This is a genomic window from Photobacterium minamisatsumaniensis, from assembly GCF_050336695.1.
GTDB classification, from domain to species: domain Bacteria; phylum Pseudomonadota; class Gammaproteobacteria; order Enterobacterales; family Vibrionaceae; genus Photobacterium; species Photobacterium minamisatsumaniensis.
This window is the reverse complement of record NZ_JAKJSI010000031.1, coordinates 65,990-85,433: the sequence shown is the minus strand read 5'-3', so window position 1 is coordinate 85,433 and position 19,444 is coordinate 65,990. Positions and strand designations below refer to the sequence as shown.

Sequence of the window (19,444 nt, the reverse complement as noted above, 5' to 3'; positions counted from 1 at the left end):
TCACGCTTTAATCACTTCTTACACAAAGCTGATATTTCTTTGATTAAATAACTCCTTTTCTGCGACTAAGGCTGCTACATTCGCCCCACTTTTTTCGCTTGATTGATTAACTTTTGAATATGCACAAAGACCGAATTGCAAGTTTTGAGTGGGGGCGTTTAATTGCCCTATTGGCTGTCATTGTTATCCATGCAAAACCATTAATGGATGCACCTCTGATCGATGAACTACCATGGGTAGGCTTACTCCTTAATCAACTAGGTCGTTTTGCGGTTCCATTCTTTTTCATTTTGGCCGGTTATTTCATCATGCCTAAGCTGAGCGAAAGTGCCTTAAGTACGTTAAAGCGCTATAGCTTACCGTTACTGAAAGTTTGGCTGGCGTGGAGTGTGATTTACCTCGCTTTACCTTTTAATCTATCGAAATTCTTTGCTGAAGGTTATATTGCTGAGCGCAGCGGCTATTGGGGGTTTCTTGCTTCAAACCCTTTAAATACGTTATTTGAAGGCGGAATAGTTCACCTTTGGTATATCCCTGGCCTATTAAGTGGTCTGGCTATCATCGCGTTGTGCTGTGAATTCAAACAAGAAAAGCTGATTTTTCCTATTGCTATCGCTCTGTATCTTTATGGCCTGATGGCGGGAAGTTATCAGCCTATTTTTGGCTTAGAGGCTCCAATATTCACTCGTAATGGTCCTTTCTTAAGTACTTTAATGGTTGCTGTTGGCTTTATGGCACGAAAACATAACTACCAACTGCCATTCACTATCGCGGCACTACTTGCGGTAGGTGGCATGGGGCTACACCTATTAGAAGCGCTATTCCTACTAAAGCAACATGACGTAGCCTTTAATATAAATGACTTCTTGCTTGGCACACCGCTTTGGGCAGCCGGTATCTTCTTTATGCTCGCTAGCAGGCCTGAATTTGGCCGCTCGACTCAAGCCCTTAAGCTTGGTAAAGATATTCTAGGTATTTACCTTGTTCACTTACTAGTGATTATCTACCTATTCAACACGTTCGGTATGCTTGAGTTTTCTGGCTTTCTGGCCGATGTCTCGGTGTTGATACTGACCTGTCTAATGTCTTACGTTATCGTTAAAGGTATAGATAAAACACCGCTAAGAAGTGTACTACTGCGCTAACAATTTACAGGGGGATGATAACGTCCCCCAACAAACCTGATATCACAACTATTGCGATGTCGTTCGAAAGTATAAGGTGTCCTGAATACACCTTATTTTCAATATGTTATGGGTCGAATTAACTAAACCAAGCTTTTAGTTTATCCCGCATACTAATGTTGTTCTTCCAAATCAATAAATACCATCAGCAAGCTCGTTGGGTGTCATATTTTTGGGCTGAAAAACTGTATGGCTACCGTCGTACTTAGACCAGTCGGTAGTCAATATTCTCCCTTCTTTCTCTAAGTTGGAATACGTCTTTGAGCCAGGGAATGGGATCATATAGTGTGGAATCACCTTATCAACCTTGATCTCATTCAGAAACGCCTGAGTCTGCTCAAAGATGGATGTATCATGCTCATCAAAACCAAATAGAAAATCCCCCCACACCTCAATGCCATACTGCTTGATTGTGGCAATGTATTCTTTCATTTTCGAAGGCTTAACAAAGCCTTTTTTCTGCGCTTTCAGTGCTTCTTCAGAAGGCGTTTCAATCCCTAACAATACTGACTTAAAGCCAGCTTTAGCGGCTGCACTCAACAAGGCTTCATCCCGTGCTATTAATACAGTGGTTTCACCATAGAAACTCATCTTAAGCGGTTCTATCGCTTTAAAGAGTGCCATTGCATATTCTCTGTCATGGGTAAGGTTATCTGAATGAAGCTCAACCCACTCCACGCCAAGGGCTTTTAGGTGCTCAAGCTCTTTGACAATATTAGCAATTGGTCTTTGTTGAAATTGATTGAAAAATCGAGGCACCAGACAGAAATTACACTTAAATGGGCACCCTCTTGTCACCACAACAGACCAAATATAATCATATACCGAAGGGGCAATGATATTGGTTGGGTAAGGATTCAGTAGACTTAAATCGACAGGCTCTTGGCTTTTATACTTAACCTTCAAGCAACCAAATTCGGCATCACGAAGAAACTGAACCCAATAGTTTTCCACTTCACCAATAATAAGGCTGTCTGCGTGCTGTGATGCCTCTTGCTGATTAAACGTGGGGTGCAGGCCGCCAAGTACAATCGTTTTTCCTTTTTCCCGATAAGTTTGTGATAGCTCATAGGCTCGATAGGCATCAGGCGTAGACATAAAAATCACGATTAATTCCGCATCCGTATTTAGGTTCGCTTTTACACCAATCGTTTCGTCGACCATATCTATCGAGTACCATTTCGGCGTTGCTGCAGCGGCGGCAAAGATATTCTGCGGAGGTCCACCTGTTGATGCCTTGTATTTTGAATAATCACTGCCTGCGGATGCTTTAATAATATATATTTTCATTGATCACACCTAACTCTCGATAAAGATAAGAAAAAGCGACAGCTTTTATCTTTGATGCATTCTCTTTTGCAGGAAGTTAGGGAATATCATCCGCTTCCTCTGCAAATAGCGAGTCTAACTACGTTCAGCTGCGCCAGCTGTTGCCAAGCAATAGAGATACGCCGACTGAAATGCCCAATGCAATCAAGATATTTGGCAGAGTGAAGCCCCATATAGCCACACAAACCACGACAGTAACCATCGACCAAAGTAGTGTTTCTAAAATCCAAGTTCCCATGCTTTTAACTCCTAATGCTTAACTTGGGAACAAGGATAATAGATAAGAGGTTAACGTTTGGTTACGTCAAGAGGAGCTTTATCGTGGTGGAAAACAACAGAGGAAAAATGAACGCTATTTTCCTGTTGATGTGAGAAGTGCCAACCTTGGTTGCTGCACACTTTTTCTATCAGAACTAAGCCGATGCCAAATGAGGCTTCAATTGACTGAGACTCATGAATTGTCATGTCTTCGATGGGATTCGTTACACCAATATAATCAGTTGATAAAGAGATACTCACGATACCATTCGTACTATGTTGGAAAGCATTACGAACCATATTGGCGAGTACTATTTCAATCAGTGCTAGTGGAGCCCTAATCTGCAAAGGTTCTTTCTTTATGTTCAGTTCAATACGTATCTTTTTGTGGTCGATTAAGTAGCGGTGGCTTTCGATCACTTCCGTTGCCAACTTATGGACATTGATGTTGGTCGGCTCCACATCATCTTGAGTGTTACGACTCATCCACAAAAGCGTGGTGATCAACGTCTGCATTGTTGCAACGGAGCGTTTAATTCGGGCTACTGCTCTTTGCCCACCTCGTGGCATCGATTCAGACAATCGTTCTAGCATTTCACTACTGGCTGACATAATAGACACTGGCGTCCTGAGTTCGTGACTGGCAGCTCGAAGGAAAAACGCCTCGCGTTCTATGGCATCTCGCTCACTACGAACACTTTCGACCAATTGATTGGCAAGAAGATCTACTTCGCGGTAGCGAAAGCATTTCAGTTTGTCGGTCTGATTTAAATCCAACGTTTCTGACCATTGAGACAGAGCCAAAATGGGCTTAGTTAATCGATAGATCAACAAGCGAATGATAAGAAACACCAGTAATAATAATCCACCAATCATAATAAAAGCAGAGTTAAACTGGCTGACTGAGTCAGGCGGACTGAGTTCGAACAGTTCAAGGTAGATAGCTTCGTCATACTGAGAGACGACATATAAGGTCTTATCCACACTGGCGATATGATGTGAAGCGGCGTAAAGATATTCGCCAGTAGCACTACCTGTCGCAGGCACGTAGTGCTCATAAATCGCGTCGTTAACGAATGTGTTCCAGTCGAAAGCTGTGAGGAATTTTTGCGGGATCTGATTGAGTTCGAGATAAACCTGAAACGTGCTGGTCTGAAATTGGGGCAGTTGGCCAGATTTGAGATACTCACTTTCCGACGCCTTCAGCTCATAAAGAAAACCATATTTAGCCGATTCGTTCAGCCCGATGTGGTAGCTCTGATTGATCATCAACCCGTATACGGCCGTTAGGCTGATTACGATACCAAAAAGGTAGAGATAGATATCGCGCTTTATGCTGACTCTGGTCATGCATCATCCTCTCTTATTGCGATGCCCACCCCATGTACAGTGTGAATTAATTTGGTTTCAAATGGCGCATCGATGGCCTGACGGAGTTTAAACAGATGAACTTTAAGGCTGTCTGCACTTGGCAATTCATCTCCCCAAACCTCATCTTCCAACTTGGCTTTGCTGACCACATTCGGACTACTGCGCATCAGGCATACCAGTATTTTCCAGCATACAGGGGGAAGCTTTACAGCTTGCCCTCCGCGAACGACCAGATGTTTATCCAAATCAACACTCAGATCACTGACTTTTAACGAAGTAACAGCACCTTGTGAGCGTCGAATTAATGCCTGAAGTCGGACTTTTAGCTCCTCCATGGCAAACGGTTTAACCAGATAGTCGTCAGAGCCAGCCGCAAAGCCTGTCACCTTATCATCTAATGTATCTCTAGCCGTTAACATCAGTACTGGCGTACTGATGCCTTTATCTCTAAGCGACTGACACACATCAATACCGTTCATTTTTGGCATGTTTATGTCAGTGAGAATAACCTCGTACTGATTAGTTAACGCCAGATTAAGCCCTGCAGCTCCATTGTAGGCAAAATCAAACTCAAAACCGTCCAGTTCCATATAATCACTGATAGCTTCAGCCAAATCTCTGTCGTCTTCGATTAGCAGGGCACTAATGTTCATGGTTATCATTTATTCCTTTGTTGTTCCTGTTTCCATACCCAAATAGGCGGCTTTATCAGAATTTGCAGTCGGTAGCCCCAACTTGGCGCATGCCACAACTGTTCTATCAGTTTCGCGTAGCCATGAAGGTATACTTTAAACGGATTGACGGAGTTAATCCGTGGGTAAACGCCATATTTCACCTCTTCACCCTCACGGGCGAAGGTACCAAACATTCGATCCCAGATGATCAGTATTCCTGCGTAGTTTTTATCCAGATACTGCTTATTAGTGGCATGGTGAACCCTGTGATGTGACGGGGTATTAAAAATGGCTTCAATCGGCCTTGGGAACTTCTTCACCGTCTCGGTATGCAGCAGAGTCTGGAATAGCTGGACAAAAGTCTCACACATCAGCACCACGAATGGATTGAAGCCCATTAGAATCAAGGGCAGATGAAAAAAGAAGGGGAAGAACCAGTCAAGCGGACCAAATCGATAGGCGACTGAGATGTTAAAGTACGGCGAACTATGATGAACCGAATGGGTACCCCATGCAAAACCATTACTATGAAGGAACCGATGTTCCCAATAGTAGGCTAGATCTGCCAAAATCAAACATCCAAGAATGGTCCAACCGGTGAGTGGCAACTGGGTAAGGCTGAAATTATCATAAGCAAATACGAATGCTGCGACGTAAGCCAGCCCTACGAAAAATACTGTCACCAAAAGGAAAAACAGCGTGACGAAATTAGTCGCACTGTCACCCACCATGTTCCAACTAAGCTTCTTTTTGAAACCGTAGCGGACTAGCTCGATCAGGAATAACGCGATAGCAATAAAAACAAAGCTATCATCTACCCAGGTTTCGGCGAAGATAATTGTCGTTTCAGAAAAAACTTGAGACATAAATTCCATAATGTATCTCCTTCAAGCCCACTATTTATAGTAGACAGACAATTGGCTAGATTCCGGCAGCCCCAGTGGGCTGAGATAGTGAGTTTCGACCAACGCTTCGACCGATTTCTGGAAGTTGATTCGGCTCCAAGCATCAATAAGTTCAGATTCACTGTGCTTTCCTCTACTCAATAGCAAATCGGCCTTCTCTATGGTTGGAAGCTCAACCATAGCATTGGACAATACATTTTTTTGAGTTGGGTAACCTATCGTCACTTTAGCCTCAGTAAAATCGCTGTTGAAGTTTTGATATAAAACGATGACTCGATCACTCCCAGCAGGCAGCTTATTTTTCTCAACGACCTTGTTCTCGAAGTCGCGCCACAAAATAGAAATGGATTGCAGTGGTATCGTTTTGGTTACACCGTGCAAAAATTGCTGAGTATCTTTCGAAGACTTGGTGTGAATTGATATGTCATCTAAGGCGGGTTTGGCCTGATCCTGTTGAGCGTTTTCTGCCATAACTGGCTGGAAAACAACCAAACCCAAAATTGAACCTGCGATGGCTCCCGTTGTTAGTATTGACGCGAATAGTTTCATCTTCTCTCCTGTGTCGAAATGCATTGACGTTCTAACTTGGAGAAAAGACTATGTGTAAGGTGGTTAACAAAAGGTTACTAACTAAAGCTGCAATACTTGCCTAAGGCTATCGCCCTACTATGCCAGTTCAACGCACATGCAGCACTGTACATCGCCGCTTACATCCCTCCTAATCCATTATCCGTTGCTCTCATGTCATTGATCCTGTACGGTTAAACCCACAATATCTGGGGCGTATTCAAGATGAAAACAGCAATCGAATTCAAGTCCGCCTTCATGCATAAGATGACTCTAATACCGTTAAAGGTATTGATAAAATACCACTGAAAAATGTACTCGTGCGCTAATAATTAACAGGGATTATAATGCCTTTAACTAAACACAAAACCGTTATATCGCAACTAATAAGCGATATTTTTCGAGTCTACTTTGCCTTACTCAAAGTACTTATCCCCGCGACAATTATTGTCAAAGTACTTGAAATGTTTGGGGCAACGCAATGGCTTGCCAGTTTATTGTCACCGGTTATGTCAGTGGTTGGCCTATCTGAAAGCCTTGGACTTGTTTGGGCTGTTGCTCTTCTGACTAACATCTACACTGCGATGGTTGTTTTCTATAGTATTGCAGGGCATGAAGTTATCACCGTCGCTGATGCTTCGGTACTTGGTACCATGATACTTATCGGCCACGCCCTGCCTGTTGAGGGTGCTGTGGCAAAAGCGACCGGCGTTTCGTGGCGAGTAACAATCGCTGTCCGGGTTGGTGGGGCAATCGTACTAGGCGCTATACTTAATCAAGTTTACCTCTGGGGCGACTGGCAACAGCAGCCTATTAATTTAGTTTGGCAACCTACCGCTTCAATCGATGCAAGTTTAGCCTCTTGGTCAATCGATCAAATCCAGATGCTGCTAACAATTTTTGTCATCCTCAGTGGCTTAATTACGCTATTAAGAATTTTACGTTGGGTAGGTATTGAAGCCTTAATGCATAAAGCGCTCTACCCTCTGCTTCGCAGCCTAACGCTTGGGAAAGAAGCCGCTAACATCACGGTTATAGGTGCGACCTTAGGGTTATCTTTTGGTGCAGGGCTACTGATTGATGAAGTGAAACAAGGACATATATCTAAGCGCGATACATTACTAGTGATGAGTTTTCTTGGCCTTTGTCATAGTGTAATTGAAGATACGCTACTCATTCTATTGCTGGGTGCCGATATCATGGCGATACTGTGGGCGAGATTAGTTTTCGCGATTATTGTTATCGCTATTTGGGGAAGATTGATGCCAGTGAGAGATATTCACCCTACTCCTGAGCAATAGAACGTTTTATCATCATAACCATGATAAAAACCTTATAACAATGCCATACAATATGATAATAGAAATTATATGCTAGAATATCGCCATCAGCGACATGAATGTGCAATACATCTCATTTGTTTGACTGAGTGTAGTGAAACCCTACCATGATTAACTAATGAGGATTAGAGCGATGAGTAAGTTAAATGCCGAACAACGTAAAGCACGAGACGATGAGCGTTTTTCACAGCGAGTGAATGAGCGCAGAGAAAAAGGTGAAGATGTCGTGGCGTATGCTCTTACTACTAAAAAAGCAGTCAAATTCCTGACCAAATCAGAACGAAAAGATCTTAACGAAAGAAAAGTTGCTCGTCAGGAAGAAATAAAACGCAAAGAACAGCAAGAACTCGAGAAGATTGAAGCTAACTTTATCGAACAAGAAGACGCAGAGTAAGCCAAAGATAAGTATTGATCAACATTAACAATACTTGTTATACGATTCAGAATTCAAAGTCGCGTATCTATACGTGACTTTTTTCGTTCTCAAATAGTCAAACGACAGATATAAAAAATGCCGGCCTTAGCCAGCATTTTTTCAAATCAAGTCTTCGACTTATAAAGCAACTACGTTAGCTGCTTGAAGGCCTTTTTGACCTTGTTCAGTTTCAAAAGAAACTTTTTGACCTTCAGCTAGAGTTTTGAAACCCTCAGAAGCGATAGCACGGAAATGAACGAATACGTCAGCGCCGCCGTTATCTTGAGTGATAAAACCGAAACCTTTCTCTTCGTTGAACCATTTTACGATACCAGTGCTTGAATTAGACATATGATGCCCCTTATAAAGTTAATAAATAAATCGCCAAATTGCGATGTGCTAAGTGGTTGAATTATTCAATGTTACGGTAAATATAAGGTAAACACTTAGGGACAATACGATAACGTAGATGTAGCTAAAGGTTAAACTTGTACTTGATGCTGCATTTAATAACTCTCTGAACAACAGAGCGAGAGGAATAATAGCAGCTACATATTTTTTGTATAGGGTCTTTTTCAAATTAACTCAAAAAAATACCGTAATAATGAACCTAACACCCCATCGTTCATCGACAGTTTGATACAACAACCTAAGTAACTTTGCTCGAGTTGATTTAATAATTAGACGTATTTTTATTATGTTAAACAAAACACATATAAAAAAAGATCTGACTAAATCAGATCTTTTAATCGATATCTGCTTGATAAAACAGCAGAGCACTTATCGCCTCTATTATGAGGCCTTCATGTCATTACTGAGTGATCACGGTTTCAACGTTATGGTCGAGTAACCAACGCTGTAACTTAGGTGCATTATTAATGTAGTGACTAACAACTGCGCACGTTTTACCAGTCGTACTCACGGCTTTCAATGCCTGACGAACAAGCAATAAAATGGCTTCGTTCTGATCATCATGTAGGTATTCTAATGAAGGGTGCGTCTGATCAAGACCTAAGGAAAACTGAGCTAGCTGGTCGATATCAATGACTAAACCATCGAAATACTGCAAGAACTTTTCAGCCAATAATGCATTTGCAGGCAGCTCTGCCATTAAATTTACTTTCAATCCATGTGCACCGCGGCACAACCCCTGCTCTGCTAAAAGATCAATAATAGTTGCCGCTTCGCTAAATGTACGTACGAATGGGATCACCAATTCAATATTCGTCATCCCTTCGGCATCACGTGCGCGTTTAATCACTTCGCATTCAAGTTCAAAGCTTTTTCGTACCGATTTATCGGCATAGCGAGATACGCCGCGTAAACCAATTAACGGATTAATTTCATCATTTTCAAGCTCAGAACCAAATAATGACTGGCGCTGATGAGAATCAGCACCACTCAAGCGAACACGTAACGGAGCGTCACCCGCCACCTTTGCAGCTGTAATTAATTGCTGTGTAAGCGCTGATACAAAATATTCTGCAGGATTCCCATTACAGCGTTCAAGCAGCTGCTTTTGTGGCTCTTCAGCTAAATCTGCAGCATAAGCGGCGGCATAAGGGTGAATATTTAATTCTTGAATCAAATCGTCCATTGAAACCAGACCAATTTCTAGTCCTGCTTTATCAAGCTGAGAGGAGGATTTAAGCAGTTCGGTAAAATGTAAACCTGACTGAGTGCTGTTTGTCATAAAAGGCACCATTACAACTTTAGTTAGCCAAAATCAGAAGTTAATTAAATTAATCGCAACTTCCATGTCTAATTCTCAACATACGCACTCACTGTTTATGAGGCAAGCAGAAAAACCACAAAATGCAAATATACCCACTAAGAAAGCATAAACAGTCAAACTATTCTTTTCTTATCAACAATTAACGCGACGCCTTGCTTAAAAAGCAACCTTTCATTGATCCACATTGGTAATTTGTGCATACATGATGAATTTAAAAGAATAAAAAACTAAGCTATATCACAAGTTTGGTTTATTCCTGCGGCCATTTGGGCTATCTTTACGCGTCAATAATTTTTGTAATACCGAGATAGGCAACCGATTATGCCAATGAAAACAGATGAACTACGCACCGTTAGCCTTGGCCTTATGCCAACACCCGAAGAGGTTGAAACGGCTTACCCAATCACCGATGAAATTGCAGCACATATTGCAAGCTCTCGTCGTCAAGTTGAAGCGATTCTAACTGGGCAAGACTCGCGCCTTCTCGTTGTCGTTGGTCCATGCTCGGTTCACGACCCTGATGCTGCTATCGACTATGCAAAACGATTGCTAGATGTACAAGATAAATACCGCGATCAACTTTGCATTGTGATGCGTACGTATTTTGAAAAGCCGCGTACCGTTGTCGGCTGGAAAGGTCTTGTCTCTGATCCAAACCTTGATGGTAGCCTTGACCTTGCCAAAGGCTTACATACTGCACGTAAGCTTCTTGTTGATATTAACCGTCTTGGTATGGCGACAGCCACTGAGTTCCTTGACATGATCACGGGCCAATACCTTGCCGATTTGATCACTTGGGGTGCAATTGGTGCACGTACGACTGAATCTCAAATTCACCGAGAAATGGCCTCTGCCCTTTCGTGCCCAGTTGGTTTCAAAAACGGCACAGATGGTAATATTAAAATTGCTGTTGATGCCATTCGTGCAACTCGTGAATCTCACGTCTTCTGCTCACCAGCAAAAAGCGGCGAAATGACTATTTACCGCACGGCTGGTAACCCGCATGGCCACGTTATTCTTCGTGGTGGCAAAATGCCAAACTACCACCGTGAAGATATCGCTGCATCTTGCGAAACATTAGACTCGTTCGATTTGCCAACACGCTTAGTGGTTGATTTCAGCCATGGCAACTGTCAAAAACAGCATAAGCGCCAACTTGATGTTGCGGCAGACATCTGTGAACAGATTAAAGACGGCAGTAATTACATTGCAGGCATTATGGCAGAAAGCTTCATCCTTGAAGGTAACCAGCCTGTTGACACTGACAATCTTGATGCCCTGACTTACGGAAAATCGATTACTGATCCTTGTATTCACTGGGACGATACAGTAACTATGTTAGATATGCTGGCTGAAGCAATTTCAACCCGTCAGTAATATCCACTCAATTTTCTACTCTGGCATTGGCTTATATCGCCAGTGCCAGATAAAATAACTGCTATATCATATAAATATACTTACTAGGATTAAGCACATGCCATCTTTTGATATTATTTCTGAAGTCGATTTCGTTGAAATCCGAAATGCGATTGAAAACTCATCTCGCGAACTTGAAACGCGTTTTGACTTCCGAGGTGTTGAAGCGAGCTTTAAGCTTGAAAAAGAAGTCGTGAAAATCACAACAGAATCTGACTATCAGCTAAACCAACTGATTGCAATTCTTCGTGGCAACCTAGCAAAACGTTTTGTTGATGCACAATCAATGGATCAAAAAGAGACAACCCGTACAGGTAAATCTTTTGCTTGTAACGTTGAATTCAAGCAAGGCGTTGAGCAATCTGTCGCAAAGAAAATCGTCAAATTGTTTAAAGAAGAAAAAATGAAGGTACAAGCCTCTATTCAAGGCGAAAAAGTACGTGTTACTGGTAAGAAACGCGATGATCTCCAGGCAGCTATGGCACTCGTCCGTGGTGCTGAACTTGGCCAATCATTCCAGTTCGATAACTTCCGTGACTAATATTCTTTAATTACTCCATCTTCATAAGTTGTGGACAAAGTTCGACCTTTGTCCGCAATTTTTCCCTGCACCACCTCTCTTCATCTCGATTGTCTCAAATCATCCCCCCTCTAAAATGACCTCAATAAAATGGCTTTGTGGTATTTCCTTTTAGCGAATAAACACCCATAGAATAGAGAGTTAGCGCAGCCTCTCAGACTGCTATTTTGTCTGATACAATTTACCGTACCTTCCCTGTAACAGAGACAATCCACTATTAACAACTTTCTACCTTTGACAACAATTACTCATAACTCTCCTTTTATCCTTTACTACATATGCATATTATTTGTGCAATCAGACATGCATATCGCGAAAAGCCATAGTTGTAATACGGATAATCCCCTATACTCCCTGCGTCCGATTTAGGGTTCCATATGTATTTTTAAAGGTTTGATTAATTAGAGATATCGAGCAGATATCAAAAAGTTGCTTTACGCTCACACGGAAATGTACCTTAAGACCCAGGATGTCAAAAAATTAAGACTTACTTTTTGTAAGCTTTATTTTCACGAGTCACAATTGCTTCCTTCAATGTTCTATTGAACACCAGTACATTCTTGTACTGACTTCTGCTCATATCCCTTTGTTGTTCGCCAACGTAGAGCGTACGCAAAGCAGGGATGATATGCAGCGAGAACCCTTTTAAGGCTATATAAAAAACTATACCTATAAAGGAGATGTCCATAATGGACTCTGTGAAAAATAATACTGTTCATGCTCAATCGACAAGCAAGACAAAAGCTGGTTGGAGTAAAAGCGATACTGTTTGGGTCTTAGGCTTATACGGTACCGCTGTAGGTGCTGGTACGCTATTCCTGCCGATTAACGCAGGTGTAGGTGGCCTTATCCCACTATTAGTGATGACGCTACTGGCGTTACCTATGACCTTTTTTGCCCACCGTGGTATGACTCGATTTGTACTTTCCAGCGCTAACCCTGGTGCAGACATCACTGAAGTGGTTGAAGAACACTTTGGCGCTGGCATGGGTAAAGTGATCACGCTACTTTATTTCTTTGCTATTTACCCTATCCTGCTGGTTTATAGTGTGGCGCTGACTAATACCGTTGAAAGCTTCATGCAATACCAACTTGATATAACGCCACCACCAAGGGCAATTCTTGCGCTCGTACTTATTATTGCGCTAATGGCTATCGTCCGTTTAGGTGAGCAGCTAATCATTAAAGCAATGAGTATTTTGGTTTTCCCGTTTGTCGGTGTGCTGCTCATGCTGGCGCTTTACCTTGTTCCTCACTGGAACAGCACTATCTTTGAACAAGTAGTGCCAGCAGAAGGTGGGATGACATCTGTTTTCATGGCAGTTTGGCTAATTCTGCCCGTTATGGTGTTCTCTTTTAACCACTCGCCAGTCATTTCTTCATTTGCTGTCGCAAAACAAAAAGAGTATGGCGATAAAGCAGAGCAACAATGTTCGCGCATTCTTGCACGTAGCCACATTATGATGGTTGTAACGGTGATGTTCTTCGTTTTCAGCTGTGTACTAAGCTTATCACCAGCAAACTTAGCAGAAGCAAAAGCACAAAATGTTTCGATTCTGACTTACTTATCAAACCACTTTGATACACCGATGATTGCTTATGCTGCACCTGTTGTTGCAATCATTGCCATCACAAAATCATTCCTTGGCCATTACCTTGGTGCAAGCGAAGGTTTAAATGGCCTTGTTATTAAAACCGCTCGCAGTCGTGGTAAGGAAGTTGGGCCTAAAGCCCTTAATACATTCACCGCATTATTCATGCTACTCACAACTTGGGCAGTCGCAACCATCAACCCTAGCATTTTAGGCATGATTGAAAGCCTTGGTGGCCCAATTATCGCAATGCTTTTATTCATTATGCCAATGTACGCAATCAATAAAGTACCCGCTATGCGTCAATATTCTGGTGCGCTTAGTAACGTATTCATTGTTGTGATTGGTATGATTTCTATTTCCGCTATTTTCTATTCATTAGCTCAGTAATTACCAATAGTTAACAGAAGGCCATTAGTTAATGGCCTTCTGACTATTGAGTGTCAGATACCACTTACTACGCGTAAAACAAAACAACCGACTTTCGTCGGTTGTTTTATTCAAAGGTTCTACCTTCTCTTATGATTACCTTCTAAGTAATGGCCTTCTTCTCAGTATTGCTACTAACATCAAACCAAATAGTGCTGACACAGGCACACTAGCACCACCACCGGAGTCGTTCTCTTCCTGTTTATCGTCGGTATCGTTGTACGACAGAGTAACAATGATCGGATCATGATCTGAAGACGAGTAAATATTGTCTGATTTTTCTAAATCACCCGTGTGCTCGCGACCATATTCAAACAAATTAGTCTCTGCGGCATTGATATGCCAAGCTTCCACAGCAGCAACTTTGTCAATTAATGACGGGCTAGCAAGCGCATGATCTAAACTACCTAACTCACCTTCATAGCTATAGCTGTAATCGGTTTTATGTTTGAGGTTAACCAGTCCATACCCTTTTTCTACTAATTGGCCTTCATCCTCATACTCTTTACCGTCTAATGTGGTATACGACGCTGTAAATATCTTCCCTCCTCTATCTTCATCATTGAATGAAGTCAGCGTCAGAATTGGATCTTCCATCCCATAGGAATTGAGATCACCCATCACAAGCACATCACCACTAATAACTTGCACGGCTTCACCTAGAACCTTCGCCGCAGAAACGCGGAAATTATTACAGCTTCCTTGTACATCGTCTTTATCAGCAAAAATTACATCATCTTCCCAACACGTAGAGCCTTTCGACTTAAAGTGATTCACTAACACAGTTAAATCATCTTTCTCGCCCGGAATATTAAATGTCTGCATCATAGCGTGACGCTGGTAAGCACTCTTGACGCCACCGCCATCAAGTGGGGCGTGTTGCTCAGGAAGAACAATTTGCTGAGCCTGATTTTTGGCTTTAACTTTATCATGACGATAAATAATGCCGACGGTGATGGCATCAGTACCGAAGTATTCGACCCCCTCAAAGCCCGGCTCGTTTTTAAACGTTAGATCCGATTTATGTACCTTCACAGCGCGGTAGTGATCTTTCTTATCAGGTTGTGCGTCATTCAACGCACTCACCAATGACGCCAACGCACTGTTTTCATCAAAACCGTTATTTTCCAGCTCCATTAGCGTGACAATATCCGCATCCATCGCCACAATCGCATTCACCAATTTTTCTCGCTGAAGGGAGAATTCATCAACAGAAGGCGCACCACGGTAACAATTGTCATTAGGGCTAACCGATGCCTCTGAACACATATGGTTTGGATTCCCATCCTCGGCATATGACGTAAAATAATTCAGGACATTAAAGCCAGCAACCTTTAGTCCATTTTCATTCGATGTTAATGGCTCATCCACTCTTTCATTTTCTGGAAGACGTAATATGTCGCCACTGCCAATGGTGTTGGTCGTGACTAAGCGGTATTCGTTATAGCTGTATCCCACCATTGCAGTTAGCCCTGTGAGTTTATCTCCCATACGGAGATAACCATCTACTGGGTTAAAGTTATCGAACCAAGGCAGCTCTCCATCCTTTGCTTTATAATCTGATTCCACATATACGCGGCTAATTGCATTTTGTTCTGCTTGTGCTTTGGCGGCATCGGTTTCGGCAGCATAGATATGGGTTGGGTTATACAGTGGTGAATTCAGTGCTAGAACTGAATTGTTGCGGTATGAAGCATAGTCAAAACTGAAATTACGCGTAATCACCAATGGACTATCAGCATCCAGCAAAACCTGCATGCCTTCATGGCGCTCAAGCGCCGTATGCAAGTCTTCACCTTCTTTCACCCTAAAACGGGTCGGAGCTGGAATTGGGTTATCAATACTCAAGATCTTGAATGCGCTATCACGTACATCTAGCTGAGTATTACCGTAATATTCTTTAACCGTTGCTTCTAAGCACACTTCCGCACCCGGTTGGATGGTATTTGGCACCGTGCCACCGCCTAAGAAGACAAACACACCATCTGATGTGTTTTCATTGCCGTCCCCATACGGGTCTTGCAGATAGAAGCCTTTATATAAACTCTCGCCACGAGCAGTAACAACGCCATGCACAAAGTATTTATCTGGGCTTTCAAAACTACCTTCTGGCACCAGCGGACTGCTACCACCGTCACCCTGTACATCATAAATTGGAACTAGATTTTCGGTATCACAAACGAAAGGGTTCGGTGGAGGTGTTGAACCATCACATGCCTCAAGACCGCTACACCCTAGCCCATCAAAGGTATCTGTTGGGAAGCTGACCCACTCTAGATTCGTATCAAACTCGTTTTCGACATCCGTTCTTCCTGAGGATATTAACGGGTCACGACGTAAAGTCACATCCTTAGCAAAATCTTCACGCACCCCAAGTTGACCTAAGCTGTCGACTAATTGCTCACCATCAAACAGCGCAACAACATCATCGCCATTGAAGTTCAAGCTACCTGAAGCTTGATCGCCAACATCCTTTATTTCTTGTGCCGCTGAGCTGTGGTGAAGTACATAGCTTTCACCACTAGGCAAAGTGACATCATTTAAGACAATCTGACTACCAAAAGAGCTAGCCCCGTTCATTGCCAACTTGATGCTATATTCTGAGAGGTTAATTCCAGACTCTGATAAGTTTGTCACCTCAATCGCTTTATTATTACTCTTACCTTCAACGTATTCCGTTATTAATAGTTGTGCCGATACAGAAGAAGACATTAGAGCTAGCGCGATAGCGCCAGATAATGTTTTTATGCGTGTCATGTATAAACTCCAATATAAATAAAACCTAAGCACAATTAATGCTCAGGCTATTGCCAACTGATATTAATTTGAATGCTCAGTGAATAATTATTAAATAAGTCGAATTTTTAAATTTACGTCCGAAATTCGCTTTATGAGCGTGCTTATTGTTATACAGCAATGTTACAAATATCAATTTTAACGGCAATGAAATGGAGTTTTTATTCAACTTCTGACTCAGGTGCACATAGTTACATACAAGTATAATTCAACTTCTCAATCCATGTAATATAGTGTTGAATTTAAAGAAAAAAAATGCCTTGGTTGATTATGGGCGTTACATATTAATGATCGTACTGTTTTATTATTATAACGTTAGGTATTACGCCCCTGTATTTAATGACGTTGATTCAGTAGCTTCTTGCGCATCAAGATTCGAATGCATCTTATCCATTTTCTCCTTCATCTCTGGATTCGAGTGCATCTTGGTCATCATTTCCTTCATGCCTTGCTCCGAACCCATTTTGCCCATCATTTTCTTCATCTCTGGATTTGATTGCATCTCTACCATCATCTCCTTCATACCTGGATTCGAATGCATATTGCTCATCATTTCCATTCCAGAATCATCCGTCATTACTTTATTCATGCCAGCAACAGCTAACGCAGGAAGCGTAATAATAGTTGCAGCTAAAAAAATAACCTTTTTCATATTTTCACCAATTTCTCTTATATTTAAATAAATGTATCACAACAACAACTAATTCCCTGACCAGTTATAGCCCTCTTTGGATTTAGTTATAATCAGCCATATCCTTTTATTATTTATTTAAGGAGTGAATAGACTTTAAAGCTTCCAGCTGCAGTAAGGTCAAGAGAAGAACAGCCTCATTTTTCAGTTTATTCGAGCGACTCGCTGAAATAAATGATTTATTTACGCAGTACAAGCTTCCACCGTAAGCGGTCTATTCTTGGCGAATAGCACCGATCAATATCAACCCACACCAAATATGCAACTAGTGCCATATAGATCACAGACAACCAAATACTTTTTCAATAAACTTCCAGTCATACAAGTTGTGTTGTCTGTTGCAAAGTTTTCAATAGAACCCATAAAAGTGATGCTAAAGGAGATAGCTTATGAAATTGAATCATAGTTATACAAAAGTAATACTGGCTATATTAAGCGTATTCGCATTTACCACTGGAGCAAGTCAGGCGCATGCTTATAGCGACTGTAGAATTATGAAAAAATACAGCAACTTCTATGAAGAGCTGGGGAAAATTCAAGATGACAGAGTCATGCAAAAGCATAGTAATTTCTACGAAGAAGTAGGTCGTATACGATCTGGGCTTATCGAGAAAAAATACAGTAATTTCTACGAGGAAATTGGCCGGGTTTATAACGACCAAATTGAACAGAAATACAGTAATTTCTACGAAGAAATTGGTCGGGTTTATAACGGCCAAATTGAACAAAAATACAGTAACTTCTACGAAGAAATTGGTAGAATGGAAGGGTCTGGATGCACAACTGAAGCTGGCGGAGCGGGCGCTGTATTATTGGGTTTACTGGCATTAAAATAGATTCCTAGACACGACAGATTGAAGCAACAAGCGCGTAAAATTCATCTCAAATAGATAAACGATCGAGGGTTGTTGAACTGTCCATTCTTAATTATCGGCCAGAGCTCCACACCAGCGAGTGTGGGCCTGGCTCCTTCATCTGATTTCCAGCCTAGACACTGATTCATTTTACCTTTCACTTTTCGGTGACTTTGCTCGACGATGTTATTCAAATACTTAATTTGAAGCACTTCAATTAGGTTAAGAATATTCCCCATTAGCTAGAGCTGGAGTTGAATATTGTGCAGGGCGCACCATTCTCATCTATCACCACCTTTTCAGGTAAGAAGATAGTCGTTCAAGTTTTTCAAACAAGCTGTTCGTTTTTGCCCTCTGTTGGTCGTCGTGATTGCTTTCTACACTACAAACAGACAATCAATTTAGGGGAAGAACATGGCAATTCGTCGTATTAAGCAAATCATTCAATCACACTCTTCGTCTGATGGTGACGGTGTGAAAATCCAGCGTGTACACGGGTTTAATAACAGTCTCTTTTCACCTTTTTTAATGATTGATGAGTTGAAATCTGTAAGCCCTGATGACTATATCGGTGGCTTTCCAGCTCACCCGCATCGCGGCATAGAAACTCTCACATATATGCTAAACGGCCATTTCCAGCATAAAGACCATATGGGCAACGTAGGTGAATTACGGGATGGTGGCGCACAATGGATGTCAGCCGGTAAAGGTGTCATCCACAGTGAAATGCCGATGGTAACTGACGGCTCTCTACACGGCTTCCAAATCTGGATTAACTTGCCAGCAGCCAAAAAGATGCTGCCAGCCCAATATGCTGACTTCCAGCCAGAAGCAATTACTGAAAAGCAATTAGGTGAAAATGGGCTATTACGGTTAATTTCTGGAGATCTGACAGTTCAGGGGGAGACCATTAACGGCCCACTGCAAAAGACTGGCGTTCCTACAACCATTGCCGATTGGCAAGCAGCCGAAGGAGCAAAGCTATCTAGCTGCCTGAACCCAGATTTCCAAGCGATGATATACGTCTACAAAGGCAGTGTTGATATTGAGGGGCAAGAAGTAAAAGTGGGCGAACTTGCCCTACTCGACCATGGAGAAGGTTTGGCCATCAATAGCGTTAAAGACAGTGGAATGCTTTTACTTTCAGGCATCCCTATTGACGAGCCTGTTGTTCATTATGGTCCATTTGTAATGAATAGCATGGAAGAAATTGAACAAGCCGTTCAAGATTACCAGCAAGGCCAGCTAGTATAACCTCCCCTTATATAAGAAAGCCTGCTCAGTAAACAGGCTTTCAATACCAAATAA

18 protein-coding genes and 1 pseudogene are annotated in these 19,444 nt (G+C 42.0%); 8 read left to right on the top strand and 11 right to left on the bottom strand.

Features of this window, described 5'->3' with window-relative positions; translation table 11 throughout:
* Positions 1 to 119 precede the first annotated feature (119 nt).
* The gene (locus L4D78_RS17245) at positions 120 to 1,145 is read left to right on the top strand and encodes an acyltransferase (RefSeq protein ID WP_428468105.1); all 1,026 of its coding nucleotides are present in this window, start codon (positions 120 to 122) and stop codon (positions 1,143 to 1,145) included.
* A 171-nt stretch (positions 1,146 to 1,316) separates the two neighbouring features.
* Here the strand turns inward: L4D78_RS17245 and L4D78_RS17240 are convergent, their stop codons facing one another.
* From L4D78_RS17240 to L4D78_RS17215, 6 genes are all read right to left on the bottom strand, one after another.
* Positions 1,317 to 2,474, bottom strand: coding sequence for a B12-binding domain-containing radical SAM protein (locus L4D78_RS17240; RefSeq protein ID WP_428468085.1), 1,158 nt, complete (start codon positions 2,472 to 2,474; stop codon positions 1,317 to 1,319).
* 124 nt (positions 2,475 to 2,598) lie between these two features.
* Complete coding sequence (locus tag L4D78_RS17235) at positions 2,599 to 2,751, bottom strand: hypothetical protein (protein WP_428468084.1); 153 nt, start codon at positions 2,749 to 2,751, stop codon at positions 2,599 to 2,601.
* Between the two features lie 50 nt (positions 2,752 to 2,801).
* Positions 2,802 to 4,121 (bottom strand): sensor histidine kinase, encoded by a 1,320-nt coding sequence (locus L4D78_RS17230; protein WP_428468083.1) that lies wholly within the window; start codon positions 4,119 to 4,121, stop codon positions 2,802 to 2,804.
* On the bottom strand, positions 4,118 to 4,795 hold the full coding sequence (locus tag L4D78_RS17225; protein WP_428468082.1) for a response regulator transcription factor: 678 nt from the start codon (positions 4,793 to 4,795) through the stop codon (positions 4,118 to 4,120). The genes L4D78_RS17230 and L4D78_RS17225 overlap by 4 nt, the downstream gene beginning before the upstream one ends.
* 5 nt (positions 4,796 to 4,800) lie before the next feature.
* Positions 4,801 to 5,691: a sterol desaturase family protein gene (locus tag L4D78_RS17220; RefSeq protein ID WP_428468081.1), complete on the bottom strand. Its 891-nt coding sequence runs from the start codon at positions 5,689 to 5,691 to the stop codon at positions 4,801 to 4,803.
* A 21-nt stretch (positions 5,692 to 5,712) separates the two neighbouring features.
* Positions 5,713 to 6,270: a hypothetical protein gene (locus L4D78_RS17215; protein WP_428468080.1), complete on the bottom strand. Its 558-nt coding sequence runs from the start codon at positions 6,268 to 6,270 to the stop codon at positions 5,713 to 5,715.
* Positions 6,271 to 6,635: 365 nt separating this feature from the next.
* Here L4D78_RS17215 and L4D78_RS17210 point away from each other — a divergent pair, with 365 nt between their 5' ends.
* Together L4D78_RS17210 and L4D78_RS17205 are read left to right on the top strand one after the other, a co-directional pair.
* Entirely contained in the window at positions 6,636 to 7,589 is a 954-nt protein-coding gene (locus tag L4D78_RS17210) for a nucleoside recognition domain-containing protein (protein ID WP_428468079.1), read from the top strand.
* A gap of 172 nt (positions 7,590 to 7,761) precedes the next feature.
* Entirely contained in the window at positions 7,762 to 8,022 is a 261-nt protein-coding gene (locus L4D78_RS17205; protein ID WP_428468078.1) for a DNA polymerase III subunit epsilon, read from the top strand.
* A 159-nt stretch (positions 8,023 to 8,181) separates the two neighbouring features.
* Here L4D78_RS17205 and cspE read toward each other — a convergent pair whose 3' ends face one another.
* A complete protein-coding gene (gene cspE / locus L4D78_RS17200; protein ID WP_299017417.1) occupies positions 8,182 to 8,394 on the bottom strand; it encodes a transcription antiterminator/RNA stability regulator CspE in 213 nt (70 codons plus the stop codon).
* A 460-nt stretch (positions 8,395 to 8,854) separates the two neighbouring features.
* On the bottom strand, positions 8,855 to 9,736 hold the full coding sequence (locus tag L4D78_RS17195; RefSeq protein ID WP_428468077.1) for a putative PEP-binding protein: 882 nt from the start codon (positions 9,734 to 9,736) through the stop codon (positions 8,855 to 8,857).
* A 363-nt stretch (positions 9,737 to 10,099) separates the two neighbouring features.
* Here L4D78_RS17195 and L4D78_RS17190 point away from each other — a divergent pair, with 363 nt between their 5' ends.
* From L4D78_RS17190 to L4D78_RS17180, 3 genes are all read left to right on the top strand, one after another.
* On the top strand, positions 10,100 to 11,155 hold the full coding sequence (locus tag L4D78_RS17190; protein WP_428468076.1) for a 3-deoxy-7-phosphoheptulonate synthase: 1,056 nt from the start codon (positions 10,100 to 10,102) through the stop codon (positions 11,153 to 11,155).
* A gap of 97 nt (positions 11,156 to 11,252) precedes the next feature.
* Positions 11,253 to 11,735 (top strand): YajQ family cyclic di-GMP-binding protein, encoded by a 483-nt coding sequence (locus L4D78_RS17185; protein ID WP_428468075.1) that lies wholly within the window; start codon positions 11,253 to 11,255, stop codon positions 11,733 to 11,735.
* Between the two features lie 728 nt (positions 11,736 to 12,463).
* Entirely contained in the window at positions 12,464 to 13,756 is a 1,293-nt protein-coding gene (locus L4D78_RS17180; protein ID WP_428468074.1) for an HAAAP family serine/threonine permease, read from the top strand.
* Between the two features lie 135 nt (positions 13,757 to 13,891).
* Here L4D78_RS17180 and L4D78_RS17175 read toward each other — a convergent pair whose 3' ends face one another.
* Together L4D78_RS17175 and L4D78_RS17170 are read right to left on the bottom strand one after the other, a co-directional pair.
* Positions 13,892 to 16,552: an ExeM/NucH family extracellular endonuclease gene (locus L4D78_RS17175; protein ID WP_428468073.1), complete on the bottom strand. Its 2,661-nt coding sequence runs from the start codon at positions 16,550 to 16,552 to the stop codon at positions 13,892 to 13,894.
* A gap of 361 nt (positions 16,553 to 16,913) precedes the next feature.
* Entirely contained in the window at positions 16,914 to 17,243 is a 330-nt protein-coding gene (locus tag L4D78_RS17170; RefSeq protein ID WP_428468072.1) for a hypothetical protein, read from the bottom strand.
* Between the two features lie 428 nt (positions 17,244 to 17,671).
* Between L4D78_RS17170 and L4D78_RS17165 the strand changes: the two genes are divergently transcribed.
* The gene (locus tag L4D78_RS17165; RefSeq protein WP_428468071.1) at positions 17,672 to 18,118 is read left to right on the top strand and encodes a hypothetical protein; all 447 of its coding nucleotides are present in this window, start codon (positions 17,672 to 17,674) and stop codon (positions 18,116 to 18,118) included.
* Positions 18,119 to 18,122: 4 nt separating this feature from the next.
* Here L4D78_RS17165 and L4D78_RS17160 read toward each other — a convergent pair.
* A pseudogene (locus L4D78_RS17160) lies at positions 18,123 to 18,443 on the bottom strand (IS6 family transposase); the annotation flags it as partial.
* Between the two features lie 107 nt (positions 18,444 to 18,550).
* Between L4D78_RS17160 and L4D78_RS17155 the strand changes: the two are divergent.
* Complete coding sequence (locus L4D78_RS17155; protein ID WP_428468070.1) at positions 18,551 to 19,390, top strand: pirin family protein; 840 nt, start codon at positions 18,551 to 18,553, stop codon at positions 19,388 to 19,390.
* Positions 19,391 to 19,444 lie beyond the last annotated feature (54 nt).